Annotated in this window: 22 protein-coding genes, 5 tRNA genes and 1 other annotated feature; of the genes, 5 read left to right on the forward strand and 22 right to left on the reverse strand. The window is 48.4% G+C overall.

What is annotated here, in order from left to right:
• Positions 1 to 45: 45 nt before the first annotated feature.
• The 3 genes from RSX24_RS11220 to RSX24_RS11230 all read right to left on the reverse strand — a co-directional run bounded on the left by RSX24_RS11220 (position 46) and on the right by RSX24_RS11230 (position 2,163).
• Positions 46 to 570, reverse strand: coding sequence for a tubby C-terminal domain-like protein (locus RSX24_RS11220; protein WP_236414013.1), 525 nt, complete (start codon positions 568 to 570; stop codon positions 46 to 48).
• Between the two features lie 155 nt (positions 571 to 725).
• A complete protein-coding gene (locus tag RSX24_RS11225) occupies positions 726 to 1,163 on the reverse strand; it encodes a ribonuclease domain-containing protein (RefSeq protein ID WP_236414011.1) in 438 nt (145 codons plus the stop codon).
• A gap of 106 nt (positions 1,164 to 1,269) precedes the next feature.
• On the reverse strand, positions 1,270 to 2,163 hold the full coding sequence (locus RSX24_RS11230; protein ID WP_343260624.1) for a LysR family transcriptional regulator: 894 nt from the start codon (positions 2,161 to 2,163) through the stop codon (positions 1,270 to 1,272).
• 147 nt (positions 2,164 to 2,310) lie between these two features.
• Here RSX24_RS11230 and RSX24_RS11235 point away from each other — a divergent pair, with 147 nt between their 5' ends.
• The gene (locus RSX24_RS11235; RefSeq protein WP_343260625.1) at positions 2,311 to 3,366 is read left to right on the forward strand and encodes a YeiH family protein; all 1,056 of its coding nucleotides are present in this window, start codon (positions 2,311 to 2,313) and stop codon (positions 3,364 to 3,366) included.
• A 60-nt stretch (positions 3,367 to 3,426) separates the two neighbouring features.
• On the opposite strand, the gene RSX24_RS11240 is transcribed toward RSX24_RS11235, so the two are convergent.
• Both RSX24_RS11240 and trpS read right to left on the reverse strand, forming a co-directional pair.
• On the reverse strand, positions 3,427 to 3,555 hold the full coding sequence (locus RSX24_RS11240; protein WP_236414007.1) for a DUF6254 family protein: 129 nt from the start codon (positions 3,553 to 3,555) through the stop codon (positions 3,427 to 3,429).
• Positions 3,556 to 3,658: 103 nt separating this feature from the next.
• A complete protein-coding gene (gene trpS / locus RSX24_RS11245) occupies positions 3,659 to 4,645 on the reverse strand; it encodes a tryptophan--tRNA ligase (protein WP_339278171.1) in 987 nt (328 codons plus the stop codon).
• Positions 4,646 to 4,713: 68 nt separating this feature from the next.
• Positions 4,714 to 4,965: a binding site (T-box leader), on the reverse strand.
• A 253-nt stretch (positions 4,966 to 5,218) separates the two neighbouring features.
• On the opposite strand from trpS, the gene RSX24_RS11250 reads away from it, so the two are divergent.
• A complete protein-coding gene (locus tag RSX24_RS11250; RefSeq protein ID WP_343260626.1) occupies positions 5,219 to 6,169 on the forward strand; it encodes a DMT family transporter in 951 nt (316 codons plus the stop codon).
• Between the two features lie 309 nt (positions 6,170 to 6,478).
• Here the strand turns inward: RSX24_RS11250 and RSX24_RS11255 are convergent, their stop codons facing one another.
• The 11 genes from RSX24_RS11255 to RSX24_RS11305 all read right to left on the reverse strand — a co-directional run bounded on the left by RSX24_RS11255 (position 6,479) and on the right by RSX24_RS11305 (position 14,680).
• Positions 6,479 to 7,621, reverse strand: a complete 1,143-nt coding sequence (locus RSX24_RS11255) for a DUF4309 domain-containing protein (protein ID WP_343260627.1) — start codon at positions 7,619 to 7,621, stop codon at positions 6,479 to 6,481.
• A gap of 221 nt (positions 7,622 to 7,842) precedes the next feature.
• Positions 7,843 to 7,923, reverse strand: a tRNA-Leu gene (locus RSX24_RS11260).
• A 4-nt stretch (positions 7,924 to 7,927) separates the two neighbouring features.
• Positions 7,928 to 8,003, reverse strand: a tRNA-Thr gene (locus RSX24_RS11265).
• Between the two features lie 5 nt (positions 8,004 to 8,008).
• Positions 8,009 to 8,085, reverse strand: a tRNA-Met gene (locus tag RSX24_RS11270).
• A 141-nt stretch (positions 8,086 to 8,226) separates the two neighbouring features.
• A tRNA-Glu gene (locus RSX24_RS11275) sits at positions 8,227 to 8,298 on the reverse strand.
• A gap of 3 nt (positions 8,299 to 8,301) precedes the next feature.
• Positions 8,302 to 8,377 (reverse strand) — tRNA-Asn (locus tag RSX24_RS11280).
• Positions 8,378 to 8,848: 471 nt separating this feature from the next.
• Positions 8,849 to 9,442, reverse strand: a complete 594-nt coding sequence (locus RSX24_RS11285) for a YdeI/OmpD-associated family protein (RefSeq protein WP_343260628.1) — start codon at positions 9,440 to 9,442, stop codon at positions 8,849 to 8,851.
• A gap of 258 nt (positions 9,443 to 9,700) precedes the next feature.
• Positions 9,701 to 10,576: a YitT family protein gene (locus tag RSX24_RS11290; protein WP_438286823.1), complete on the reverse strand. Its 876-nt coding sequence runs from the start codon at positions 10,574 to 10,576 to the stop codon at positions 9,701 to 9,703.
• Between the two features lie 130 nt (positions 10,577 to 10,706).
• A complete protein-coding gene (locus RSX24_RS11295) occupies positions 10,707 to 11,822 on the reverse strand; it encodes a GerAB/ArcD/ProY family transporter (RefSeq protein ID WP_343260629.1) in 1,116 nt (371 codons plus the stop codon).
• A gap of 21 nt (positions 11,823 to 11,843) precedes the next feature.
• Entirely contained in the window at positions 11,844 to 13,058 is a 1,215-nt protein-coding gene (locus RSX24_RS11300) for a Ger(x)C family spore germination protein (RefSeq protein ID WP_343260630.1), read from the reverse strand.
• 14 nt (positions 13,059 to 13,072) lie between these two features.
• Positions 13,073 to 14,680: a spore germination protein gene (locus RSX24_RS11305; RefSeq protein ID WP_339278166.1), complete on the reverse strand. Its 1,608-nt coding sequence runs from the start codon at positions 14,678 to 14,680 to the stop codon at positions 13,073 to 13,075.
• A gap of 188 nt (positions 14,681 to 14,868) precedes the next feature.
• Here RSX24_RS11305 and RSX24_RS11310 point away from each other — a divergent pair, with 188 nt between their 5' ends.
• Positions 14,869 to 15,222, forward strand: coding sequence for an AMP-dependent synthetase and ligase (locus tag RSX24_RS11310; protein WP_236413995.1), 354 nt, complete (start codon positions 14,869 to 14,871; stop codon positions 15,220 to 15,222).
• Between the two features lie 141 nt (positions 15,223 to 15,363).
• Here RSX24_RS11310 and RSX24_RS11315 read toward each other — a convergent pair whose 3' ends face one another.
• The gene (locus RSX24_RS11315) at positions 15,364 to 16,197 is read right to left on the reverse strand and encodes a helix-turn-helix domain-containing protein (RefSeq protein ID WP_343260631.1); all 834 of its coding nucleotides are present in this window, start codon (positions 16,195 to 16,197) and stop codon (positions 15,364 to 15,366) included.
• A gap of 132 nt (positions 16,198 to 16,329) precedes the next feature.
• Here RSX24_RS11315 and RSX24_RS11320 point away from each other — a divergent pair, with 132 nt between their 5' ends.
• Positions 16,330 to 17,436 (forward strand): glycoside hydrolase family 88/105 protein, encoded by a 1,107-nt coding sequence (locus RSX24_RS11320; protein ID WP_343260632.1) that lies wholly within the window; start codon positions 16,330 to 16,332, stop codon positions 17,434 to 17,436.
• Positions 17,437 to 17,704: 268 nt separating this feature from the next.
• A complete protein-coding gene (locus tag RSX24_RS11325; RefSeq protein ID WP_236413989.1) occupies positions 17,705 to 18,565 on the forward strand; it encodes an alpha/beta fold hydrolase in 861 nt (286 codons plus the stop codon).
• Between the two features lie 56 nt (positions 18,566 to 18,621).
• On the opposite strand, the gene RSX24_RS11330 is transcribed toward RSX24_RS11325, so the two are convergent.
• The 5 genes from RSX24_RS11330 to RSX24_RS11350 form a co-directional block, all read right to left on the reverse strand.
• On the reverse strand, positions 18,622 to 21,246 hold the full coding sequence (locus RSX24_RS11330; RefSeq protein ID WP_343260633.1) for a glycosylhydrolase-like jelly roll fold domain-containing protein: 2,625 nt from the start codon (positions 21,244 to 21,246) through the stop codon (positions 18,622 to 18,624).
• A 22-nt stretch (positions 21,247 to 21,268) separates the two neighbouring features.
• Positions 21,269 to 22,831 (reverse strand): type 2 periplasmic-binding domain-containing protein, encoded by a 1,563-nt coding sequence (locus tag RSX24_RS11335; RefSeq protein ID WP_343260634.1) that lies wholly within the window; start codon positions 22,829 to 22,831, stop codon positions 21,269 to 21,271.
• A 59-nt stretch (positions 22,832 to 22,890) separates the two neighbouring features.
• The gene (locus RSX24_RS11340; protein ID WP_236413983.1) at positions 22,891 to 23,760 is read right to left on the reverse strand and encodes a carbohydrate ABC transporter permease; all 870 of its coding nucleotides are present in this window, start codon (positions 23,758 to 23,760) and stop codon (positions 22,891 to 22,893) included.
• A gap of 1 nt (position 23,761) precedes the next feature.
• Positions 23,762 to 24,667: an ABC transporter permease gene (locus tag RSX24_RS11345; protein ID WP_236413981.1), complete on the reverse strand. Its 906-nt coding sequence runs from the start codon at positions 24,665 to 24,667 to the stop codon at positions 23,762 to 23,764.
• Between the two features lie 155 nt (positions 24,668 to 24,822).
• Positions 24,823 to 26,406, reverse strand: a complete 1,584-nt coding sequence (locus tag RSX24_RS11350) for a helix-turn-helix domain-containing protein (RefSeq protein WP_339278160.1) — start codon at positions 26,404 to 26,406, stop codon at positions 24,823 to 24,825.
• Between the last annotated feature and the right edge of the window lie 12 nt (positions 26,407 to 26,418).

The raw sequence follows: 26,418 nt of genomic DNA on the forward strand, positions 1-26,418 counted from the left end.
TCGTCCCCCCTCTTATCATATATTTTGCTTGTCATGCTGATGTCGTCAATCCCCGATATAGAAAATGCTTTGGAACAGTGCCACGAAAAATCCCGGCTCTTGTATGGGACAATCGGCTTCAATCTCCAATCTTACCTTAAACCATTCGCTTGGTTTCATTTGCCATTTTGCCAATACTTCGCCCGACTGCATGAACTTGGCCCAATCAAACAGATCTTTTTTTACCACATACTCTTGATCTCGATGGGTGACCTTAAACTCTGGAGCAACCTTTTGCCATGTGGTGTAGGTTACACGGAAAGTATCTTGAGTACGATTGTTTTTAACGAAGTATTCCGGTTTACCGATCCACGGCGTCTTTTTTGAGCATTGAAATATCGGTTGACCTTCTGAAGAATACACTTCAACACTCGCAGACCAATCGATATCAAAAATGACATTGCCCCACTTTACTAGAGCATTCGGATAAATTCGTCGGAATGTACAGGATACATTTCCCTGTTCATCCTTTACCTCAATCCGTTGGGTCGAAGCTTTCAGCTTTGGTGGAGTATAATAAAACGTCTTCATCGATACCTCCCTTTCATGATAAATTTTATCACATCCCCTTTTGTTTATAATCCTTTTGTACGCAAAAAAAAGCCGCTAGCAGCGGCCTCCTGGCTTTCATGGGTAAAAATCTGGTTTTTCCCTTCAGATATGATTCTAGTGGTTGATCTTCACGTTTATTTTATTTGTTCAAATGTTTGGTAATGGTCGGTCGTTTTATAGATCAGTCCGTCATTGGAGTATAAAATCCGGTCGCTTCCCCGCGTGCCGCCTGAATAATTTATGTCAGCCTCGTACCAGGTCCGCCCTTTCTTTTTGGGCAGCAACCCTTCCCGGTTCTGAAATACGTCACCGCCAATGCTTTTGCCGGGAGCAACTTTGTCCAAATTACCCTCGCTTGGCTTCCATCCAAGCTCCCTGGCCTCTTTCTTGGTAATATAATAATCCGGAAGTTCATGATGTTCGCTGATGTACTCGGCAACTTCATCAAATTGCGTCTGCGCCGCCCCTGCTTGCGATGAACCGATATCGGGCAATGATTGGAGGGAACAGCCTGCGAACAATAATGTAGATAGAATAATAAGTAAGGTGGATATCCATTTTTTTAAAGCCACTGCGGTTTGCTCCTTTTACGTCGTATGATTAGCAATCAATAACAATTCATTATACTTATGAACCAAACTGGCGTCAAAAGGTTTAGAAGTCTTCAGGCCAATCTGATTATATAAAATGGTTGTCCAATGTAAGCAATCTTTCCGAAAACACTTCATTTGCTCTGGAAGGAACTTGACCCGTGCGGCGAACGAATGAAAAGTTCCGTTCGAGACGGATTCCAGGAATGGATATTTCCTTCAACAATCCGGCGGTGAGTTCCCTTTTTACGACCCAGCGAGACAACATGGCCATGCCTAATCCGGAGAACACGGCTTCTTTGACGCCCTGACTGCTGTTAAATACATATGAACGCTCAATCCTTAAACCCGTCTGAGCCAAGAACCGATCGCTGGCAGCCCTTGTTCCAGAACCGCTCTCGCGAAGAACCCATACCTGATCCTGTAATCGCTCTACGTCAACCACATCCGACAGCGTCAGTGGGTGTCCTTCAGCCGCCACGATAATCAACTCGTCCTTCATGAAAGGTGTCACCGCCAGATCATCGGCCTCGATATCCTCTTCGATCAAGCCCATATCCATATTGTTATCCCGAATAGCCTCAACAACTTGAGCGGAATTTCCGATAAACACACCCATTTCGACTTCGGGGTATTGCTTCGCAAACGATGCAAACAGACGAGGCAGCACATATTCACCGATCGTAAAACTGGCTCCGATCTCTAAAGTTCCGCTTACGTCATCATGCAATCGAGCAATATCCAATTTTACCGACTCGTACACATTCAGCATTTCCTTGGCACGAACATAGAGCAGCTCACCTGCTTCGGTCAACTTTACCCACTTCGGTGAACGATGCAGCAACTTTGCATTAAATTCCTTTTCCAGATTGCGAATGTGCAAACTGACGCCAGGCTGCGATAAATGCAATATTTCCGCGGCCCGAGAGAAATTGCGCTGCTCCACCACGGTTATGTATACTTTCAACGTTTCGACAATCATGATTTCCCTCCCCTTAATATCCATATACATTTCGATCAATCATTATGTTTTGTTATGATAAGCATTTCAACCTCATATTTCTCTTTGTAATCATAACTCATTATAGTTATACATGAAAATGAACAACTAAAAATGGATGTGATAACAATGATTCAAACCTCTGCCTTGCAACAAGTAAAAACGAATAAATGGGGGTTTACGCTGGGGATTGGTCTTACTTTGAGTCTTGCGCTTGCCGCCAAATATGCAGCCGGCTTTCCTTTTCTTAGCATTATGGGACAACTCGTGCTTGCCATCCTGTTCGGCATGCTCTGGAGAATGGTTATGGGAGTACCGCAACGTATCGCAAACGGAATTTCATTTTCAGCAAAAAAACTGCTGCGTTACGGAATCATCTTGCTTGGCATGCGGCTGAATATGCGGGATATTGTTCACGCCGGACCGAAGGTCGCCCTGATCTCCATCCTGAACATAACGATAACGATATGTGCCGTGTACGGCATTGCAAAACTGTTCAAAGTAGAGAAACGATTGGGACTGTTAACGGCATGCGGAACAGCCATTTGCGGAGCCGCGGCGGTGGTTGCCATTTCCCCGCAAATGAAAGCCAAAGACGAAGAAACAGCTATCGCTGCCGCCGCCGTTGCGATTCTGGGCACTATTTTTACACTCGGCTATACGCTGCTATATCCTATGCTCCATTTATCCCCTTCGGGATACGGCATTTTCGCCGGAGCTACTTTACATGAAATCGCACATGCCATCGCAGCCGCCGAACCTGTTGGCAAAGAGGCTGTCGATCTGGCCGTCATCGTTAAACTAACCCGTGTAGCGATGCTGGTGCCCGTTGCGCTCCTGATCGGATTTTGGACTCATCGCAAGGAAGGCTGCAAACATGCAGAAACGGGCGTTCCGGATAAGAAAGGTTGGAAATCTATTCCCATCCCTTGGTTCATTTTTGGTTTCCTTGCGATGAGTGCGGTGAATACGTTGCAGATCATCCCTGCAGCGGCAGCAAACCAGATCGTTTTCGCGGCTTATTTGCTCATTGCGATGGCGATGGCTGGCCTGGGACTCAATGTAGATACAGGTACATTTCGACGAATGGGTTTAAACGCTTTGGCCGCCGGTTTTATCGGTTCGGTGCTGCTTGCATTTATGGGATATATATTGGTGAACATGTTAGGCCTAGGTCGATCCTGAGCCATTTGGCAAGCTTCCAAAATGCAAAAGACTGCCGGTAAAATACCGACAGCCTTCCACCTATAACGTAGTATGCTTCTCGTCATATTCGCTTGATAATTCTTTGAGCGATTTGATTTTGCCATGAGGATGCTGTTCTTGCTTTCGTGACTTCCAAGCAGCTTCCTGCCTTCTTTTCTGGCGTGCCATAAAAGGAGACCTCCTCTGGAAAATAGAAGTATACCACTTTTTTATGTTGCCATTCGTAGGCTGCTTTTATTCATGTTTCAAAAGCACGAATCCAGGCTTTCATTTAAAATGTGACCAAACCCATCGCCTGTTTGGCGCGTTTTAGGGTGTCATATGCTTTCTCGGATGCTTTTTGCGCACCTCGCTTCAGAATATCGTCCAACTCCCGGGAATCTACGATTTCCTTGAATTTTTCCTGAATGGGTACTAATTTGTCAACCACGACCTCTGCCAAATCCTTTTTGAACGTGCCGTAACCCTCACCGGCGTATCTCTTCTCGATGATTTCCACGGGTTCGTTGGCAAACACCGAATAGATTTCGATCAGATTGCTGACGGCAGGCTTGGTGTCCCAGTCACAGCGTACGCTGCCCTCCGAATCGGTGACGGCGCGGGCAAATTTCTTCCGGATCGTGTCAGGAGGATCGAGCATCAACACATAACTGCTGAGGTTCGGATTGCTCTTGCTCATTTTCTTGGTGGGATCATCTAATCCCATGATTCGACTGCCAATGTCCTGGATCAGCGGTTCAGGTACAACGAACGTCTCCCCGAAACGATGATTGAAGCGTTCCGCCAGATTGCGCGTTAGTTCCAGATGCTGTTTCTGGTCTTCGCCGACAGGTACATGGGTCGCTTGATAGAGCAGGATATCGGCTGCCATAAGGACCGGATACGTGAACAAGGCCGAGCTTACCGATTCTTTCCCGTTCGATTTGTCTTTGAACTGGGTCATTCTGCCCAATTCGCCAAAGCTTGCTTGGGTTTCAAGCAACCAGGCAAGCTCCGTGTGAGCGGGCACCTGCGATTGCAGGAAAATGGCGGATTTCGCCGGGTCAATGCCGGCCGCAATATAGAACGCCGCGATTTCTCTGGTCCGCCGTGCCAATTGTTGCGGATCCTGCGGCACAGTGATGGCATGCAAATCAGGAACGAAGAAAAAACACTCAAAATCATGTTGATACTGGACGAATTGACTGAGTGCCCCGCCATAACCTCCAATATTCAAGTCGCCGCTAGGCTTAATGCCTGACAAAATTTGTTTGTTCATTGTTATTCCTCCTCTTTTACGCGTCCTTCATCCCGAGGCTTCCAAAACAAAAAAAACACTTCATCCCGTAAAGGGACGAAGTGTTTGGCTCCGCGTTACCACCCGAATTCGGCCAAAGGCCGCACTCTAACCTGTCAAAACGACTAACAGGGCTCCCTGGAATAACGGTGGGATGCCGTCAACGCCTACTGTTCGCAGTACGAAGTTCGGATTGAAGCGAATGGACCCATTCATTGCGCTGCCTCGTGCCGGACCTCTCACCAATCGCCGGCTCGCTTGGACGAATTCGCACAACTACTCTTTCCATTCATCGCCTAAATATCATTGTTGGTTAATTGTTAAAGAGTTTACATGAACAAACGAAGGAATGTCAACCTTTAAATGTTGATGGCCAGGCCATCGCCCCGTTGAACGTTTTCCTGGTGGATGAACCGGAACCTCAAACTCTGCCTATGTCGGACAAAGAACGTGATTTTATCATTTTTGATTACAAGCGGCGGCCATTTGTGATATGGTCAGAAGGATGTGTTATTCGAACATATACATATACAATGTGCGAGGAGAAGATTGAACGTGCACGGAGAATCGGCAATCGAGAATAAACACCCATTTAGCAAACCTTTATTTGTAACCGTAGTTGCCAGCCTATGCTGCCTGTTGTGGGGAAGTGCTTTCCCGTCCATTAAACTAGGATATATCGCTTTTGAGATCGCCCCGGAAGACATTGCGTCCAAATTTGTTTTTGCCGGGTATCGGTTCATATTGGCAGGGCTGCTGCTCCTCATTTTATTTCGTGTCTTTCGAAAACGGAAATTCGAATTGTCCGGGCGTCAATGGACAAGCCTCGCCATGCTTGGCGTATTGCAAACAGGCTTGCAATATATGTTTTTCTATATAGGCGTTTCAAATACGACCGGTGTCAAAGGATCGATCATGAATGCAACGGCGACCTTTTTCAGCGTTGTCCTGGCCCATTTCCTATATCAAAACGATAAGCTCAGCAAAAATAAAGTCTTCGGTTGTTTACTCGGATTTGTCGGCGTAATCATCGTCAATTTTCACTCAGACCTGCTGACGTTCTCCGTCTCATTTACAGGGGAAGGGTTCATTATTATCGCTGCACTCATTTTTTCCATTACGGCCATTTATGCCAAACATTTGACAGGCTCCATCGATGTGTTGATTGTAACGGGGTTCAGCCTGTTCGTCGGCGGATTGGCACTTGCCCTGCTAGGTGTTTTGCTTGGGGGCAGCGTGACGCACTTTACGCCGGGGTCTACTGGCAACCTGCTGTATTTGGTTGTGCTGTCCTCAGCTGCGTTTGGTTTGTGGAATTTGCTTCTGAAATACAACAAGGTGGGCAGAATCTCCGTCTTTAACTTTCTTATTCCCGTTTTCGGCGCATTGTTATCGGCGTTATTTCTGGGGGAAACCATTTTCGAACTGAAAAACCTGATTGCCCTGCTGTTCGTGTCGGTCGGAATTTATATGGTCAATCGTGTACAACGCGTAACCTCAACTTAGAATTGCGCCCGCCTAAAAATGACCCACCAAAAAAAGCCGCTATATAAACCGCATGAATCAATCACACAAGGCATTGCGAGTGCAGTACCATCTTCCGATCGCTGTTATCCCCGGATTTTTTTGATTCCCCTTTCTAAGGGAAAATCCGGGGATAAGCCTATGCTTCCGATGCAGTTTTCTTTCAGAAAACTTTTAGGCGAACGCTTTGCTTCTCCAGATTGGTACTACCTCTCCGTTAACGTGTGTTTTTTTGCGGTTTATATGTTTAGCGGCTTTTTTCAATACACTCTATTTTTGTCTACACTGAAACTAATAAATATTCGTGAAATCAATCAGATCATGTTCTTCTTCATAATTGAAAACGATCGTATGCTTCCCTACGTTGTATACCATCTCATAGCCTCCAGCGGCTTCATTATAATATTCAGACGAAGGTTTTCCCATCCATTGCTTGACATTCAGCGGGGAGAGGTATCGTTTTTCGTTGTTCAACTCGAACATGGCAATGCGGGATTTATTGTTAAGCTCATGCATATAACCATCCAAACCCAGGCCGAATTGGGTGTAATAGTAGATTGCTCCCCACTCTCCATTTGATTTGGACTTCGGTTTGCCCAGCTTTTTTTGAGCGGATTGGATCGTCATTCCAAGCTTGATATCGGTGCGGCCAGGCAATACGCCTTTTACGGCCGCATTCTTAAGGCTTTTCAAATAAGCACGATCTCCAGTACCTGAATTCGGCCAAGCTTTCGTACGGGTATTCCGTGTATCTTCCAGTCGCAGTTCCAATTTGCTTGCATTTAATTTGAACGTATCCACGCCGTAAACGAATTGCAGGTTGTTATAATTTTTGAACTGCACTCTGGCCCCAGACAGAGTACGTATACCATCGCCTCGGATGGCCGAATAGCGATCACCGATTTTTTTGCCATTGTTGTCTACGAAGTTCACGCGGCGCAGTTCGCCTGAGCGAACAATATACGTTTTTACTTCATTGAAGTTGGACGTTCCCCAATCTGAAATGATCAGCATATCGGGAGTTCCGGACTCTTTGCTTTTCACGACGAAATTCCAGGTTTGCGGTAAAATGATTGTACTCAAATCCAGTTTGGCTGCTTGAACGACTCCGTACTTTGCTCCCTTTTTCAACAGTGCTGCGCGATATGTACCTGAATAACTAGCATCGCCCTTCTTATTGTTGGTCCAATTGTTCGGTTCGGTCAATGTGCTCTTCTGCTCATCGTCAGCGAAGATATACACCGTATAAGGGGTCTGATTGGCGTCGCGGACCGTGAACGACAGGCGACTCATGCTCTTGAGCTGTTCCGCAGAAATTTGCTCTCCTTTTGCAGCTGCTTTAACTGGATGCAGCAACAATGCGCTGAAAACAAAACATACCAGGGTCAGTATTACCAGGTAAGCCGTTCTGGCATTGTACTTGGGGTGAATCATCTCCAACTCTCCTTTACTAATTTATTTTCAATCTAAAGCTATGACATTATATCACCGAAGGTATTGTACGAACAGTAGATCGTTTCCAATATTTATTGGAGTCATAAATGCAGGGGTCCGGTCATTCGGAACAGGAACATGTTGCTTAAAGTTGACGTAGACTTTCCGTAAAAGAGAAAAACCCTTGGGATTGCTCCCAAGGGTTTAACAAACGATAAATATGCGCGTGGAGGGACTTGAACCCCCACGTCAAAGACGCTAGATCCTAAGTCTAGTGCGTCTGCCAATTCCGCCACACGCGCATCATGGTGCCGGCGAGAGGACTTGAACCCCCAACCTACTGATTACAAGTCAGTTGCTCTACCAATTGAGCTACACCGGCAAATATGGTAGCGGCGAAGGGGATCGAACCCCCGACCTCACGGGTATGAACCGTACGCTCTAGCCAGCTGAGCTACACCGCCATATTAGTGAATCATAAAGTATTGTAATGACCCGTAGGGGATACTCTCACTTCGTTCGAGACTGCGAAGCCTGCACTTGCGAAGCTGATCCTCCGACGAACCTTTGGGGTTCTCACCCCGTATGCTGCAATAAAATTGCGATGACCCGTAGGGGATTCGAACCCCTGTTACCTCCGTGAAAGGGAGGTGTCTTAACCCCTTGACCAACGGGCCTTATGGCTCCCCGAACAGGACTCGAACCTGTGACAACTCGATTAACAGTCGAGTGCTCTACCAACTGAGCTATCAGGGAAAATTAAAAAATATTCATCTCACATCAATCAACAACTGTCTTCTATGTATGATGCAGAGTTTGTTTACCGGAGTCCTATCAATTTTGCTCCCGGAATTAGAATATATCATAGACATCATCTCTTGTAAAGATAAAATTCAAAATATTTCTGTTACTCGTTTTTACATCTCCCTAAGGCAAAGAAAAAAAGTCGCTATATAAACCGCAAAAAACATACTCACGTTAACGGAGAGGCAGAACCAATCTGGAGAAGCGAAGTGTTCGCTTAAAAGCTTTCTGAAAGAAAGCTGCATCGGAAGCATAAGCTTCACCGGATTTTCCCCTTAGAAAGGGGAATCCAAAAAATCTGGGGATAACAGCGATCGGAAGATGGTCTGCACTCGCAGTGGCCTTGTGTGATTGACTCATGCGGTTTATATACATTAGCGACCTTTTGAAAGAATCCAACCATCTTGTCCAGATCACAGATTGTTACTTGTCATTCATCCCTTTGCCATTCAAGATATGCACCATATATTTTTCAATTCTGGCTTCGCGGGTTTTGGACTGCTTGGGTGAAGAAAAATGCAGAAGATACGCCCTTTGCCGCCCCGGCGTCAGAGCCTCGAATGCTGCCTTCAAGTCGGGAATTTCCACGAATTTGTTTTCCAATTCTTCGGGTACGGCATACTCTTCCTTCTTTTTGAACTCCACCTGCAAACCGGACTTCTCAGCCTCGATCGCTTCGGCAATATATGCCTTCAAGATCAACTGCATGTCTTCGATCTTCTCCGCCTCGGTAAATCGGATCTGGCGCGCGGACTGTACGTTTTCCGTTTGCTGTACCAAAATCCCGTGCGGGTCCTTCAGCAATGCTCCTTTGTGGAATAAAAGGGCGCAATAATTTTTGAAGCCATGAATCAACACGATGTTTTTGCCTTCAAACGTGTAGCACGGGTGCATCCATTTGAACTCCTCGGTCAAACCGCAGTCCAGAATGATTTCCCTCAGCAGATGGAACTCTTCCTTCCACTGTTTGAGTTTATTGAAGTATGGATCGATCTTTGTATTTCGTTCGCCTTGCATGATTGATAGCAACCCCTTTCAATTATAAATTGTTTCAATGACGATCCGGCTTTAATCGTTTGATTATAAACCGTTTTCAATTTTATCGGTACCATTTGGCGTGAAATTGATTATAGACCACCGGAGGGCACTCTTTCAATCCTGAATGTATCATGCCTGGAGTCGGCAGCGTAATCCTTGCCGTGGAGGAACAAAAAAGCCGCTAAAATAGCGGCTGTTCAAATATGATGTTCACTTTTCCAACAACGGCGCAGGCCATTAATGGATGTCTTTCTTTTTGAAATTGCCGCCCTTCACTTCTGCTACATCGTATACGACAACAAAAGCACCGGGATCAATCTCGTGGATGATCTCTTTGATTTTGCTCTCTTCCATCCGGTTGATGACGCAAGTGATTTCTTTGAACTGTTCATTGGTGTAGCCGCCGTAAGCATCGGTGTATGTTGCTCCCCGTCCTAACCGGTCACGGATGGTCTCCACCATGATTTCGGGTTGGTTCGTAATGATTTTGAACGTTTTGGAGCCGCTCAAACCTTCTTCAACGATATGTATGACTTTGGAAGCAATGAAATAAGCAAGTCCGGAGAGAATGGCTCCCTGAAGACCGAATACGCTCGAAACGACAATAAAGACAAACATGTTCAAAAACAAAATCAGATCACTGGTTCCGAAAGGCAGTTTGCGCGAAAGCAATACGGCCAGCATGTCGATTCCGTCCAACGCCCCGCCATTACGCAGCGCAAGACCCATACCGAAACCGATGATAATCCCGCCGACAACGGTGATCAACAGCGTATCACCTTCAATAATGGTTGGAACATGGTGCATTAAACTGGTGCCGACGGCCAGAGAGGCAATGCCGATCACCGAATATATGGCAAAGCTTTTGCCGATTTGTTTGTATCCGAGCCAAACGAAAGGAATGTTAATGATGCCGATTAACAGCCCCAGCGGCAGCCCGAACAGCTTGGAACCAACGATGCTGAGACCCGTCACCCCTCCGTCGGATACATTGTTGGGTATCAATACGGCTTCCAGGCCGTATGCGGTAATAAAAGCCCCGATCATAATCAGCAATACTTTGGAAACGATTCTTACTTTGTTCGATTTCTGCACTCTGCCTTTGCTTTGAATCACTCAATTTCCCCCTTGGACAATGATGAATAAAATAAGTCTATAATAATTTTCACTAATTTGGCAAACCATTCGACTCTTTTCGATATTGCGCTGCAACCGTCCGGGGACGGGCCAGCGAATCATTTTTTTATTTCATTGATGGATCACGAGAGGCTGCGTTTTTTCTTCTTTTCAAGACCACAATGATATAAAGCAGTACCGGAAAGACGATTTGAAAGACGGGAGAAATATAATTTACCGTAAACCCGCGCCCCACCTCGATGTGTTGAGTATACGTGGGCGACAAGAAAGACACGCCGTACAGAGCCAGTCCAACCGGCAGAACCCAGCGCCTGTAAGTCACGCGTGTTATTCGTTCAAGCCCGATGACCGCACCGTGGAAAAACGCCGCCAGCTTGATACCCAGCCCTAAAAAAAGAAGCAGCGTAAACAAGGCGTCCATGCGCTCAAACACCTCGCTTATGTCAATCAGCTGGACGGTCTGCAGAAGCGGAAGCGTGCTGAATGCTGCAATTTGCGGACCCATGACGAAAATGACAAGCTGATTGATAAACGTTAACGCAAGAGCGGTTATGGTATAGGCGATGATGACCACCTTGTTCAAGTTTCCGCCTTGACGCACATAGGGGTAAAAAACCAGGAACAACACAACTTGCCCAAAAGGAAAAGAAACGATTTCCGGAAATGCGGCGCTGAAGATGCTTCCCCATCCCTGGTCCAGAACCGGCAAGCTAAGCTCTAAGTGGAACAGACCCGTAGCAGGTATTAGAATGCTGATCAACACATAACCCAGCAGCATGGCGGGGAACAAGATCATGCACATAAGAAACAACACGCGATATCCGTATCGCACGGTGTTGGACACCACCACGATCGTGATTATGCTGATGAGCCACATGGGCGTTTTGTTTAGCAGCGTCAACTCGGTGACCTCGCTAAGATCGCGCAAATTCCGGGATGCTTCGTAAGCGAAATAGCCGATGAACAACACGTTTAAACACGTTCCCCACCCTTTCCCCATGTAGCGCCGAAACAGCATAAACAAATCCAAATCAGGCGCTTCGCGGTGGATTCCCAGGTACAGAAGCAATAGCAGCAAGCCGGCAAAGGCCCCGGCCAGCATGGCCATCCATGCATCCTGCTTGGCTTCTCCGCCGATAAGAAACAAGGTCGTGCTCCCTACTTCAAACAGGGAAAGGCATACCGCCAGTTCGGATACCCGCAGCGTCTTGGCCAAAGCCATGTTGTACATCCCCTTTTGGTTTTAGTGCTCCTCTTGCTCTTTCGATTTGAGCAACTTGCTGAACGAATCCTGCAGAAGTCCGACCCGTTTGAGGCTGACGCCTACGTCCACCTCTACGTCCATTTGAGCCAACTCTTGGGGCCAGTTTTCCTGAATCGCTTTCCAGTCCTTCGGATGTCTTTGATGAATTTTGTTTGCGAGGCCCAGCAAATCGACGCGAAGCCGCTGATTCGCGGTCCACCCCTGTACAACCTGTGCTTTAATGACTTGTTCGGCTTGTCGCTGCAAGATGCGAATATCGCTGGCGCTTGTGATCTCCTTTTGGGAGGTGCTCTCGCTTAATTCGGCGTTGACCTTTACATCGACATGAACAATATAATGTAAACCGGACTTCAGGGGTTTCACGTTAACAACTGCTTTTCGGACAAGAAAAGAGTTGATCTCTCCGTTATCACCCGAAAACGTCAGGTTGGCGATTTTGATCCGATTCGTCAGCCAAGAGATGCCCAAGCTTTCGCTCTCGCTTAGTTCTCCGATTTTTTTGTCTTTGGAGAATACGCTTAATCCCGCTAATCTCAATTTGACTGGCGGAGAAGTTTGTTTGAAGATATCGGTGGATTCCAATTCGCTGCGCTCTTTTCCCTTAACCGTTATTGTAGGTATTCCGACTGCCCCGCTGTCCGAGGTCATTTTCAGTGCGATTTCGTGAAGAGTCATCACGGGGTAAAAAGAGCCCATTTCCGTATTTCGATTCAGAATTCCCGATAACGCCCGACCAGGTTGTTTCTCTGGAGGAACTTGAAATTTTAAATACTCTTTGGCTTGCCCGTCCGCAACGAGCACTTTAACCGATTCCCGCGCATCTATACTGCGATAGTACTCATCCATGACTTCCGCAATGCCGCGACGTGCAGCTTCTTCACCGATCAGAAGGACATGGGTATGGGCAAAATATAATTTTTTGGAATTTTCCAAGCTGCTTTTGGAGACGGCTTCGTTTATGGTTTTGCCTTCCGATGTGAAAGTATTTACGGATGTTTGGGACCCCCCTGATGAAGATTTCCCCGCACTCGCGGGGGGAACGATCGTTTGACAGGTCACCAGCCATTTTCCGTTCTGCCTGTCAATCCCTGTTGCCGTCGTAATGCCCAAATCGTTCATTTCCGTGAGATTGCCGCACCCGGCCACAACCATGGACAAAGCCAGCATCAGGACGCTGAACCAGCGTTTAATCATAGCTTTTTGCTCCTTTATTCGTCCGTTTCGGAATCAGGGATACTGTTTATGGCATTGTTTGATCCCGAAGGAAATTGATGAGCCGCTTGCCTTGTTTTGTTTGCGCCTGCCTTTTCATCCGGCCTTGTTTTCATGGCCCACCAAGGAACCCGCAGCAATTGGTCTTTCATATTGGACTTGTAGAACGGACTGTATGGCATTAAATAATCAATGCCGAAGGACCTCAGCGAAACCAAATGAGCCAACAAAGGCACGGCCCCGGCCAATATTCCGAATATGCCCAGCGTGCCCGCCAGCAGCATGAACGGGAACCGCAGCAAACGAACGGCTGTCGCCATGCTGAAGTATGGAATGACAAAATTGGCGATCGCGGTAAAAGACACGACGATCACCATGGCTCCCGAAACTAATCCTGCTTCGACCGCAGCCTGTCCGATCACTAATGCGCCAACGATGGATATTGCCGGTCCGATGGCCCGAGGCATTCGAACTCCCGCTTCGCGAATGACTTCAAACGTAATTTCCATGAGCAGTGCTTCGAGCAAAGCTGGAAATGGAACACCTTCCCGTTGGGCTGCAAGGGTGACCAATAAGGTCGTAGGTATCATTTCTTGCTGAAAGGTCGTTAATGCGATGAACGTGGATGGCAGCAAAAGCGAAATGAAGAAACACAGCATGCGGATGACTCTGAGAAATGTAGAAATATCATACCGCTGGTAGTAATCCTCGGTCGTTTGAAAGAAATTAAAAAAGCTTACGGGAGCAACGAGCGCAAACGGGGTTCCATCCACGAGAATGGCGATTTGACCATCTAAAAGACTGCCTGCGACCGTATCCGGCCGCTCTGTGTTAAGCATCGTCGGGAAAGGCGTCAAGGGCGCATCCTGAATAAATTCTTCAATATATCCACTCTCAAGAATGCTGTCGGTGCAAATGGCATTAAGCCTCCTTGTCGCTTCTTCCACGACTTCAGGCTTCGCGATGTTTTGAATATAAACCAGCGCAACCGACGTTTGAGAAACCGAACCGATATGGTGCATTTGAAACTTCAGATCCGCTGTCCGGAGTTTTCTCCGGATCAGGGTCATATTGGTGCTCAATTCTTCCGTGAAACCTTCTTTCGGACCCCTGACCACCGTCTGCGAGGTAGGCTCTTCCACCGACCTCCTTGCTCCTCCGCTCACGGGAACGGACAACACATGCTGTACGCCGTCCATACAAATAATGACATGGCCAGTTAGCATGGCCTCATAAACCTTGGAATACGTATGCAAATTTTGAATTTTTCCAGAAGGTAGAAGTCTCCTAACCGATGCATCGATAGATTGTTCTTCGGCCGAGGAAATGGAGTCGACCATTCGAAGAACGGAATCCATCATTTCAATGATCAAGGCGGGGTCTGTCAATCCTTCAAGGTAACAGATCGCCAAAACGGAATCATCTGGAGACGATGCGGAAAATTCCCGAACAACCAAATCGGGACTTTGATCAAACGCCTTTTGAATCGCCTCCACTTTATCTCGAAACGATATTCCCATGCTCTCGGAAGGATGATTTTGTACTGCCTGTGGAGCATTCTCTTTAGGCTTTGCAAATGCCTTTTTCATCCAACGGGTCAGCACAATTCCACCTCCTTTATTTTCCGGTTAATATGTCTACCTATTTCTGAAAATATGCATAACAGCCTGGAATGACAGAGTGTTTTCCACCTTCAAGATCTGTGCCCCCGCCCCCAACTTTTACTGAATATTTTCCAATTGCCTATTCCATACTACAGTTGTTATTCAAATGACCATTGGAGGGATTCGACATGAACCAATTTTCACAGTCTCAGCAAATTACTCAGCTTGCACAACAGCTCACGCAGCAAACGCAGCAAGCATCCATGCAGTATCAACAGCTTTTGAGACAAGAGCAAAGCAACGCGCAGCAGCTTGAACAACTCGCTCAGCGCGAACAGCAGGCGGCACATATCATTCAAACCGCGCTGCAAGGCCATCAAACAGCGATCCAACAGCTGCAACAAATCGCTAACCTTGCACAACAACTGGCCAATACGACTTCTCAACATGTCAATTCATTTGAGCAGCCGTATAATACCAACCACGGCATCGGAATGCCTTCCCAGTCATTCGGGAGCTTCCCGAACCAGCAGCGACAATAAGTTTGCCAAAGAGCCTCGCCTACAAGGTTCGTTTTTGATGCCCATGAATACGAAACAGCAAAAAGGCTAACCGATGAGTCGGGAAACTCATTGGTTAGCCTTTTTTACGCAAAGCTTGATATAACCATCACTTGAGAAGTGTTATTCTTTGCTTCGATAATGCAACGGGGCATTGCCCGTGACCGACCGGAACACCCTTCCGAAGTGTGTAACGCTCCCGAAGCCAACCTTCCTTGCGATCAGGTTCACTTTCATGGACGTAGTCTCAAGCAGCTTCTTTGCTTCTTTGATCCGCACGCTGTTCACGTATTCGACAAACGCAAACCCCGTCGCTTCTTTGAAGGATCGGCTTAAATAATAAGGACTGATATAGAACCTGTCTGCCAGCAAGTGAAGCGATAGTTCTTCCATGTAATGCTCGTTAATATGGCGGACAATCTCCGACACTCGTTCGTGCATGGGGCTCGGTGAGGCCATCGGCTCCGCATCGTGCTGCATGAAATGCCTGCAGCATGTAACGAGGAGCTGCTGCGCAAGTGTCTGGGCAAACAACTCAAAGCCCTTTCTGCGTTCCTGCATTTCCTGGATCATCGCACCGACAAGCGTTTCAATGGGTTGCCTGCTGCGCAAGGAATGTTTCAAGACCAGATAATCCCGTTCGAGTAAAGGCCGAAACACGTCCTGATGGGAACCGTCCGGCGAGAAAAGCCGTTCATGCATATTGATGATGAGCCGTTCATGCTTCGGCCGTTCCGCATTGGTGGTACGGTGCAAAATGTTGGGCGCGATCACAACGAGATCGCCTTCGTTAATCGTAATCGTCCGATCTTGGATAAAAAACGCCCGATGACCGGACATCAAATAATAAATTTCGTAGGTGCTGTGAAAATGGCTTTCCGGCATATGGTGGCTTAACGCTTTGCGGTGGGATACCAGGAAAGTGCCAGCATTGTTCTCAAAATAAAGATTCCCCAACCTCGATCTCCCTCCCATCCCTGTAGTTCATTATACCGCAAGAAATAAGAAGAAATGGAGTTTTTCCGCAAAACATGTACATATTCTGATGCTAAAATGAGAGTACAAATAACCCAAGGAGGAAGGATACGCATGCAAACTGCTTCATCTCTAACCACCCCGATCCAATGGGCACTTAAAGCTTGTGAAGCCTTAATGAACAAATTCGAGCCGGAGAACCTTCCGCCGGACCGTTTCCATTACCATCAAGGCGTCTTCCTGTCCGGCATGGAAAAGTGCTGGCGGCAGACCGGAGAACAGAAATTATATGACTATATGAAGGGTTGGGTCGACAGCCAGGTCCTTGAGGACGGGAGCATCAGAAAATTCAAGCCTGATGAACTGGACGACATCCAGCCTGGCGTGCTTCTTTTCACCCTTTACGAACAAACCGGAGACGAGCGGTACAAAAAAGCGCTGTATACACTTGTTCCATTGTTGAAATCATGGCCAACGAACGAATCCGGCGGATTCTGGCACAAAGGGCATTACCCGAACCAAATGTGGCTCGACGGCTTGTACATGGCCGGACCGATTGCGGTGCAATTTGCCCACACGTTTGGTGAAAGCGAATACATCGACATGATGACCTTTCAAGCGCTGCTTATGGAGAAACATACGAAAGACCCGGTTACCGGTTTGCTGTATCATGGCTGGGACGAAACGAAGGAAGCCAAATGGGCCGATCCGGTCACTGGCCTTGCGCCGGAATTCTGGGGCCGCGCCATCGGCTGGTATCCGGTCGCGCTGCTCGAAATGTTCGAATACATGCCGAAGGATCATCCCGACAAAGAAAAGCTTGTAGCGATTGTACAGGATCTATTGATCGCGCTGACGAACTATCAGGACCCTGCCACCGGATTGTGGTATCAAGTGGTGGATAAAGGCGACCGCGCAGACAATTGGCACGAAAACTCCTGCACCGCGCTGTATGTGCACGCCATCGCCAAAGCCGTTCGGTTCGGATATTTGGACCCGCAATACTTGAAGTATGCCTGGAAGGGCTACCAAGGCGTGATTGATACGTTGAAATTTGACGACGACGGCAACGTTGTCATCGGCAACATATGCATCGGTACAGGGATTGGCGACTATGACCATTACATTGCTCGTCCTACGAGCGAAAACGACCTTCATGGAGCAGGCGCATTCATCTTGATGTGTGCGGAAATGAACTTGGCTGCCAAAGCGGCCGACTAAGAAAAGAGCCCGAAGACGGAACGTTCTTACGTCTTCGGGCTTCTTTTTATGTTTATATTTTTCACCGTTTGGCTGGATCGTCGTTTTCGATGGTTTTCAATAAGGTGGTTCACTCAACGGATCTTGGACTTTTCTTGGTCGTGGAACTACTTTGTTTGCGTTTATCGATATGCGTTTAATAGTGTATCAACACAACCGAATCGCCAAACCATAGCAGCTTGATTGCTGAACAGAGTATTTTTCATTGAATAGGTGGGAGGGAACCAAAATGGGACATTACGTACAGACTGAGGACAACGTCAACATTTATGTTGAAGATATCGGTGAAGGCGTTCCGGTCATCTTTCTGCACGGCTGGCCGGCCAATCATCTGATGTTCGAGTATCAATACACGCTGCTCGCGGAGCAAGGTTACCGCTGCATCGGCGTTGATCTCCGCGGTTTTGGCAAATCCGATGCGCCGTGGGAACATTATTCGTATGACCGCATGGCGGATGACCTCCGCAGCATCATTGATGAGCTTCGCCTCGAAAACGCGGCTTTGGTCGGTTTTTCCATGGGCGGAGCGATCGCGGTTCGATATATGGCTCGCCATCAGGGTTATGGCATTCATCGGTTGTTGCTGGCCGGTGCCGCGACGCCGGTGTTTACACGGCGTCCCGGGATCGATTATGGCATGGAGCCGGACGATGTCACTTCGCAGCTTATCGATGCTGCTTACGAGAACAGGCCGGCGATGCTCAATAAATTAGGTTTGAAATTCACCCGGACCAAAACGCAGCCTGGCATGATGGTATGGCTCGAGTCTCTCTGTTATCAAGCATCCCATCATGGAACGATCAAAGCCGCCGCTTCGCTAAGGGACGAGGATCTCCGAAACGATCTGACGGCCATCAACGTTCCGACCGTTGTGTTCCACGGGCGGAAAGACAAAATCGTGCAGCCGGAATTGGGTGAACTGACAGCACAGAGCATACCGAATGCCCGCTTGGTGATGTTTGAACATAGCGGCCATGCCATGTTATTCGATGAACCGGAGAAATTCAATCGGGAATTGTTGACTTTCCTTGACGGTTCGGCAACAGACGGTCAACTGCTGCAAGCAGCAGAAGCACAGCGAAACTTGTAATTCGGCTTATTCGTCCGATGAATAGCAAAAGTCGCCTCTGGCGACTTTTTTGATTTCTATTTAAACACGACCAATTGCACGGGCCCAAGAAGGCCGCTCGGTTCCTGCTGCGCAAACGACGATAAATTGTCCCGCTGCTCTTTCACGAGCGTATTCGTCACTTCAACGATTAGACAATTGTTCCCCTTTATGAGGAATCTGCTAACGTCTAGTTGATACGGAGGGCAGATTCGGACCCCTACATGCTCCCCATTCACCCATACTTCGGCCGTTTCGTACACCTCGCCTAAGTTCAGCAGAACCCGATCTGAGGTTTCACCCCATTCAACATCCGTTTCGTAGCGGAACGTTCCCGAAAATCGCGGCAAAACGTCCGGACCGCTCATGCTGCATAAGTCTTTTAACGATCCCCATGCTTCGAAATGCGGATACTTTTCCGCTCGGGACGTAGACACCGTCCATACCCTGTTAAGCTCAACAGCGATAGTAGATTCGGTTGCAGGGCAAGGCATCGCCTCAACGCTCTCTTCAACGATAGCCCCGTTTAACCAAACGACGGATTCATAGGGGGAAAGCGCGATCTCAGCCATGCTGCCGCCGTCCATATCCTGACTGGCATCTACCCTTGTTAGCCGATTAAGAAACCCGTCATAAGCATATAACTTTCCCGACACCGGCAAATGAATCTTCGTTTGAACAGGTTGATGCGGGGATTCGTTAAAAAACATGAACACATGCAAATCGTCATGCACATAATGGTAATTCCGAAGGTATGGCAAGTCTCCCTCTGCCCGAATGTCGAAAAGTCCTTCTTTGATGAGCGAAGCTGCCAGCCCTTTCAGGCTTGAGACGTTTACGCTCGGATCGCTGGCGAGCTGTGACAGTTCAGCCAACACTTGAACTCCCTCGCTCGATCGTCGAGGCAGCCCGTCGATAAAATGGACCGGCAACCCTTGCTCGGCCATTTGCGCCAAACGCTGAATCATTGCAACCGGAAGCGCTTCTGCATAGGGTATGATCAGGCACCCGTAATCCTCCTGATGGATGTGCAGTTTTCCGCTGGTAACGCTGGCTCCTTCCAATAGAACGTCAACGGGAACGACATCGCAATCGATTTGATGCTGCATCAGCTCCTTGACCGGCTTATGAAAATACATCGATTCCCCGGACCATTCCGCTTCGGCATGATACAGTACGGCCGCAGTGGCCACATGCCTGCCTCCCGAGATCAGATGGCTGATGCGGTTGATATATTGATTCAGCACTTTATAGTAGCGATATTGCGGATTTTTCCCGCTGGCATACATATGCGGCGGATGATCCGGGTCCGGGAATGCTTTCTGGGTAAACGCATGCGGAACAAAGTGGTTAACCCCCCTCACAAGCATATGGTCGGTAAGCCATTTCATCAATTTCAAACCTTCCGTCCAGCCGTATGCCCCATATAGTTCACACATCGTCCGGCCTTTTTTTTTCGGGTCCATATGACTGAGTGACACACCGAGCTTGCCGAGACCATAGTGGAAAAACTCGCTGTCCGTCTCTCCTGCCTTCCATCGGAATGGCAGTTCGTCGAAACCGGGAACGATCTGCCATAACACAACGTCAAGGCCTGACATATCCTGTCCCCACATCGAGCGAAAAAAGTGTCCGGCACCTGCTGCCAATCGCGCATGAATGTTGTTGTCCTCCAGCACGTGTCCGATGTATTCCACGCCCCGCTCCCGGCACCAATCTCCGATCTGGCTGCAGAAATGGTCCGCGTACAGCTGACTGACCGCATTCATATAGGCATACCTTACCTTGCTGGACGCTTCTCCGGCATCATGCCACAACAAATGCAGCTGCTGCTGGTAATCGGGACCCAACGACCGCTTGAGCAAACCGGGCATGTCGCGGCTCCAGGGCAGCGGCACTCCCGGTTTCCCCGGCTTCGAGTCGAAATCGAACGTTTCCGGATCGTTATAAAATCCGGGCTCGTCGGAAAAAAAGCCCGCCAGCGTTTGTCCGAAATCTTCACGATATCGTTCGAAGAACGCCTCATACACCGTGTCGATCAAAATACGGGTCGAATCCCGGTCCAGCGGATTCAAGTAATGCTCTTGTTTTTTGCTGCCGCCATCCGGATTCACCGAAATGACAAACACACGCCAGAATCCTGCAGGAATGTCCCAGTACAAAATTCCATCCTGAACGAATTCGGTAAGATCAACCGCAGCACCGCATAGCCCCCCGTTTATGGAGTCCCTTTGCACGGCCACGGCGGATATCAATTCATGCTTTCCGTTCGCCAATATCGGTTCCAGCAGCAGCGAAGCCCCTGTTGCCGGTCCCAACGTGTCGATGTGCCTCTCCGCCAGAAACTTGCGATGCAGTTCCGCGGGAGCCTGTTTGACCCTCCCTCCTGCGTGTCCCGTAGGAAAGTGATCGTCATCAAGAATCCATACCTTCATGCCTCGATTTCGGGCTTCGTCCATAATGACATTCATATCCTCCCACCATTTCGGTCCTAGAAAATCCGGATGGGGTCGGGATTCGACGCATACCGCTCCGATCCCGGCTTCATGCACACGAGCGATCTCTTGCCGAATCGTCTGTTCATCCTCTCCGTGCTGCCATAGAAAAGGAAGAATATAATTGCTTTCCCGACCATCAAGCACATCTTGTAATCGATGGTTCATCGCTTTTCCCCCTGTTCGAAGGTTACTTTTTCACTTTGGCATGCCATTCCCTGGCCCGTTTCGTCACTTCTTCCCCACCTGACTGATACCATTTTTCGACAAACTCATCGAACTTGCTGATCGGGTACTGTCCCAAAATGATTTTGGTAGCGTATTCCACATACAATGTGCGGTTGTTGATGTCAGGGAAACCGTCGTAAATACTGGCCGGCATGCCGTCTCCCGCAATGACTTTGGCATACTTTTGCGCTTCCTTCATATTTCGTGTGACTTGATCAATGGCCCATTTGCTTTCCTCGGAGGCCGTGCTGTTGAGCAATTCCATCGTAAAATCAAGCGTTGCTAACGATGATGAAGTATTCAAAATCATATTTTCCTGGCTGCTCTTGTCGTCGGGGAGTCTGACGGCTTTGCCGTCCTTCATTTCGTAATGCATACCTTCCACGCCGAGGAACAAGTCCTTCCAAATTTCTTTGTTATACATGTTGTTGAGCAGCTTTAACGTCGCCATAAGTTTGTCCTCGTCCTTGTTGTTCTTCACGACCCACTGCGGCGGCGCAAACCTTTTCATCGTGTAGAACCCTTCATAGCCCTCGACTTTCGGTACAGGCAGCACGGTAAAGTCGGCCTTCACGCCCGTATTCTTGTTCAGATTCTCCAAAACCAAATTTCCGCTCTCGACCCAATGAAAATAGTTCCCTGCCTTGTCCGATTGAATCTTGCCGTCCCATTTGTCTTTGCTGTTTAACAACGATTCTTTGTCGATCAGTCCTTCTTGATAGAGCTTGGCGATAAATTCCAAGGCGGCTTTCATATTCGGCGTTACTGCGGCATACGTCAATTCGCCGTCATAGATATCCCACTCCGGATAACCTTCGAACATCGCTACGCCATACATGGCAAACAAATGGTCCATCCAGCGCGCCTGTTCGCGGCCACCGGTCGGAAGTTCATCCTTTTGGCCGTTGCCGTTCGGGTCCATATCCCGAAATGCTTTCAGCACATTGACGTATTCGTCTTGAGTCGTCGGCATGGACAGACCGAGCTTGTCGAGCCAATCCTGGCGGATCAGGCCGGCATAACGTCCGTATTCCACGACACCAGGAATATAATAAATTTTGCCCTGGCCGGTCGGATCGTTTGCTTTCACCACATCCCACATTTCCTGGGGAATAGCTTCCCATACGTTAGGCGCATGCTTTGGCAAAAGTTCCGTCAAATCGGCAATCGCGCCGTTTTTGGCCAAGCTGTCCTCTATGCCTTGCTGCGGGATAAAAAGATCGGGCATTTCGTTCGCGGCGATCTTCAGGTTCAGCTGATTCAGGTAATTGGTGCCGCCGTTCCACTCTACGTACGGATTAATTACGCCAACGCCAAGTTTTTCTTTGTAAAACTCGTAGAGCTTGCTGCCTTTGGTCACCGCTTTGTACCCGATGTTCGTTCCCCATACCTCCAAGTCGATCACGCCATCCCCGCTGCCGGAAGCTGGAGCCTCGGAAGAAGTACTGCTCCCGCTGCAAGCCGTAACCGTAGAGATCGCAAGCACGCTTGCCGCAAGCACCATACAGAACTTTTTAAGATTCATGCTGTATTCCCCCTATTCATAGATTTATAGTTTAGGTGTAGCCAACCGCAGACTTTGCTTCAGCCTTTCACGGAGCCGATCATGGCGCCTTTGACAAAGTATTTTTGCAGGAAAGGATAGACCACAATGATCGGGAGAATCGCAAAGATGACGGTAGTCGCTCTTAGGGTCCGTTCATTGTAGTTCAGGTCCACCGTGGAGGCAGCTCCGGCCATAATGACGCTGTCATCCGTAATGAATTGCCGAATCTTGATCTGAAGCGGAAACCAGTTGGCGTCTTGCAGAAAAAACAATGGATGCTGGAACTGATTCCATAACACCACGCCATAGAACAGGGCAAGCGTTGCAAGTACGGCTTTGGATAACGGGAGCACGAATTGGAACAGCATGCGGAAATATCCGCAGCCTTCCAAGAAGGCCGCTTCCTCCAACTCTTTGGAAAATTGCTTGAAGAACGTTCTCATGATGATTAGGTTGAACGGGTTCAGGATGTGAGGCAAGATCAGCACCAATGGATTATCGTACAGGCCGATGCTGCGAACCGTCAGGAAATAAGGCACGATCGGCGCTTTGAAGATCATCGCAATGACCACGGCCACCATCAGGAATGAACCCCAGCGGAACTCCGACTTGGAGAGCGGGTATGCAAACAAAGCAGTCATGATCAATGCCAGCACGGTTCCGATTAACGTTGAGCCGAGCGTAATGAAGAAAGATTTCCACAGATCGGGACGGTCGAAAATGTACTTCCACGAATCCAGCGTAAACTGCTTGGGCCACAAGGTGACCAGATTCATGTCCACAACGCTTTTCGAGCTGAATGAGGTCGCGATCACGGATAGAAGCGGGATGATGGCCACAATGGAAAATAGAATGAGAAAGACGGTAATCGACGTGGTGAACACTTTTTCGCTTCTCGATTCGAGCATGTTACCAGAGCCCCCCGTCCGATACTTTTTTCGACAGCCTGTTGAAGACGTATACCATCATGAATCCAATGACTGACTGAAACAGGCCGACCGCCGTCGCAAAACTGTACTGAGCCTGCTGAATGCCCGTTCGGAATACGTACGTGTCCAGAATATCTCCCACGTTATAGGTCATCGGCGTGAGCAGGTTATACACCTGATCGAAGCCAAGGTCCAGGAAATTCCCGATTTCGAGCAAAAACAGCACCGTCACGGTTGGCAAAAGGAGCGGGAACGTAATGTGGCGAATCTGTTTGAACTTGGATGCCCCGTCGATCATCGCCGATTCATACAGCTGCGGATCGATCGCACTGATGGCCGCCATATACACCACGGTCCCCCACCCGGCATCCCTCCATATCGAAGACAGGGCATAAATCGGCCGGAAATAGGCGCTCTCCTGCATGGCCAAAACCGCTTCTCCCCCAAACCAGCCGATGACCGTATTGAATAATCCGCTTAACGAAAAGAAATCGAACAGAATGCCCCCCACGATAACCCATGATAAAAAGTGCGGGATGTACAGCGCGGTCTGGATTCCTTTCTTCAATGCTGATTTTCGGATTTCATTGATCATCAACGCGAGGATCACCGGGACCGGAAACACGATGACCAGCTTAAGCAGCCCCAGCATCAGTGTGTTGCCGAATACACGAGCGAAGTCAGGATGGTGAAGCAGCGTGTTAAAATGCTTGAGTCCTACCCAAGGGCTATCCACAAATCCTTGGAAAACCGAGTAGTCTTTGAAGGCAATGACCGCGCCGCCCAAGGGAATGAATTTGAAAACGATAAGAAAAACGATTCCCGGAATGGCCATCACATACAAGGGCCAATAGACTTTCATACGATGGAACGCAATAGACTTCAAGTCCTTCCTCCTCCCTGGCATCTCTTGGATGAATCCGCTTACATGCTAACTATACAATTCGAATGAACGTCTCTCAATTGGGCATTTTTAAGTTTAAACACGCTATTTTTAAGGTGAAAAAACCACCCCTTTCGGGGTGGCAAGTGAACATTCGCTTAATTCGTCGGCAAGTTTTTGCGATATTCCCGCGGTTTGCAGCCGGTCAGCTTTTCGAACATCCGGGCAAAGTGCTGCGCATCGGAATAACCTACCTTATGGCAAATTTCGTATATCTTCAAATCGGTATTCTCCAGCAGCTCCCTGGCTTTGTCGATCCGGATACGGGTCAAAAAATTCAGGTAAGTCTCCCCCGTCTTTTGTTTAAAAAACTGGCTCAGGTAATACGGATTCATATAAAAACGTGCGGCCAATTCCGCAAGGCCAAGCGGTTGATTGTAGTGCTCCGCGATATATTCCTGCATCTCCGTAATCATGTCTTTCTTTTTGGGCACATGGTGTTCCAGCTTGAACCCGATGATGCCGCGAAAGGTTTGAATCATCCACGTTTCCAGCTCTGCCAGCGTTCGAAACCGCGAAATGCCCTCCAATGAAAGAATATGGCGTCCCAAAGACTCATTCTGCTGCAGCTGCTGGAAAGACATCTTGCGCGTGCTTGCCACAAGGATGTGCAGACACTTTAACTGCAAATCCTGCAGTCCCATGTTGGACCCTGCCTCCATCCATCGAAAAATCTCGCGGATCACGCCTGTGCATTCCGCCTCCTCCATGTTATCGAGCGCACTTTCCAGTTTATTGATAAAATGCTCGGGTACCGGCTGGCTGCTTTCTCCCGAGTTAACGATCTCCGTGAACGGAATGACGGCGCTCCCGCCTTTGATGACTTTATAACTCAGTGCCATCCGGGCTTCCTCAAACGATTGACCGATGCCTTCTGCACGTTCCTGCACGGAACCGATGCCAATAGCGATGGATAAGTTCAAATTCCGATGCACATCCTCTCTCAGATTGCGCATCGAACGCACCAGTTCACCATAGCCAATCGCTCCGCCATGCGCAATCAACACAGCAATTTGGGGACCCGAATATCGGAACCGGTAGACGCCCTCGTACCTCTTTAAAGCCAGATCAATGCGCTGATACAACGGTTCCAAACCCGACTCTTTCAGAACCTCGACAGGCCCGTGGAATTCGATCATCATCGACGTGAAAACCTTGTTGTCTCTAGGGATTTGGGCGATCTGAAGCAGTTCCTGTACAAGTTCCGCATGACCGCCGCCAAGTTCAAGGATGTTCCGCAAAGCTTCTTCCTGATTCCTGCCGTGAACTTCCTGTTTCAGCTGTTTCATTTCCTGCAGGGAGGCATTGTCCGCACGGATTTCTTCCATGGCCTGGCGGACGCAATCGCGCAGCTCCTCTTCCTCAACCGGTTTGTTCATATAGAACCTTACGCCGAGCCGCATGCCTGTCCTTGCATATTCAAAGTCGGCATATCCGCTGAGCAAAATAAACTTTGCCGTGCAGCTGCTTTGCTTCAGGGCTTGGATCATCTCCAGGCCGCCCGCCTGCGGCATGCGTATGTCTGTTATGACGATATCCGGCTTCCTTTTCTGAATGATATCCATGCCTTCCAACCCGTTATAGGCGGTCCCCACAATTTCGCATTCCGGAATGTATCGATGGATCATTTTTTTAAGACCTTCCACAATGCCTTTTTCGTCGTCCACCACGATAATTTTCATCCAAGCACACCA

This window comes from Paenibacillus hubeiensis, from assembly GCF_032334105.1.
Taxonomy (GTDB): Bacteria; Bacillota; Bacilli; order Paenibacillales; family Paenibacillaceae; genus Paenibacillus; species Paenibacillus hubeiensis.

What these genes read in the sequence shown, in the direction of transcription:
- RSX24_RS11220 (WP_236414013.1), bottom strand. Translation starts at nt 570, where the DNA reads ATGAAGACGTTTTATTATACTCCACCAAAGCTGAAAGCTTCGACCCAA.
- RSX24_RS11230 (WP_343260624.1), bottom strand. Translation starts at nt 2,163, where the DNA reads ATGATTGTCGAAACGTTGAAAGTATACATAACCGTGGTGGAGCAGCGC.
- RSX24_RS11235 (WP_343260625.1), top strand. Translation starts at nt 2,311, where the DNA reads ATGATTCAAACCTCTGCCTTGCAACAAGTAAAAACGAATAAATGGGGG.
- RSX24_RS11240 (WP_236414007.1), bottom strand. Translation starts at nt 3,555, where the DNA reads ATGGCACGCCAGAAAAGAAGGCAGGAAGCTGCTTGGAAGTCACGAAAG.
- trpS (WP_339278171.1), bottom strand. Translation starts at nt 4,645, where the DNA reads ATGAACAAACAAATTTTGTCAGGCATTAAGCCTAGCGGCGACTTGAAT.
- RSX24_RS11255 (WP_343260627.1), bottom strand. Translation starts at nt 7,621, where the DNA reads ATGATTCACCCCAAGTACAATGCCAGAACGGCTTACCTGGTAATACTG.
- RSX24_RS11285 (WP_343260628.1), bottom strand. Translation starts at nt 9,442, where the DNA reads ATGCAAGGCGAACGAAATACAAAGATCGATCCATACTTCAATAAACTC.
- RSX24_RS11295 (WP_343260629.1), bottom strand. Translation starts at nt 11,822, where the DNA reads ATGGCTTTGGCCAAGACGCTGCGGGTATCCGAACTGGCGGTATGCCTT.
- RSX24_RS11300 (WP_343260630.1), bottom strand. Translation starts at nt 13,058, where the DNA reads ATGATTAAACGCTGGTTCAGCGTCCTGATGCTGGCTTTGTCCATGGTT.
- RSX24_RS11310 (WP_236413995.1), top strand. Translation starts at nt 14,869, where the DNA reads ATGAACCAATTTTCACAGTCTCAGCAAATTACTCAGCTTGCACAACAG.
- RSX24_RS11320 (WP_343260632.1), top strand. Translation starts at nt 16,330, where the DNA reads ATGCAAACTGCTTCATCTCTAACCACCCCGATCCAATGGGCACTTAAA.
- RSX24_RS11325 (WP_236413989.1), top strand. Translation starts at nt 17,705, where the DNA reads ATGGGACATTACGTACAGACTGAGGACAACGTCAACATTTATGTTGAA.
- RSX24_RS11330 (WP_343260633.1), bottom strand. Translation starts at nt 21,246, where the DNA reads ATGAACCATCGATTACAAGATGTGCTTGATGGTCGGGAAAGCAATTAT.
- RSX24_RS11335 (WP_343260634.1), bottom strand. Translation starts at nt 22,831, where the DNA reads ATGAATCTTAAAAAGTTCTGTATGGTGCTTGCGGCAAGCGTGCTTGCG.
- RSX24_RS11340 (WP_236413983.1), bottom strand. Translation starts at nt 23,760, where the DNA reads ATGCTCGAATCGAGAAGCGAAAAAGTGTTCACCACGTCGATTACCGTC.
- RSX24_RS11350 (WP_339278160.1), bottom strand. Translation starts at nt 26,406, where the DNA reads ATGAAAATTATCGTGGTGGACGACGAAAAAGGCATTGTGGAAGGTCTT.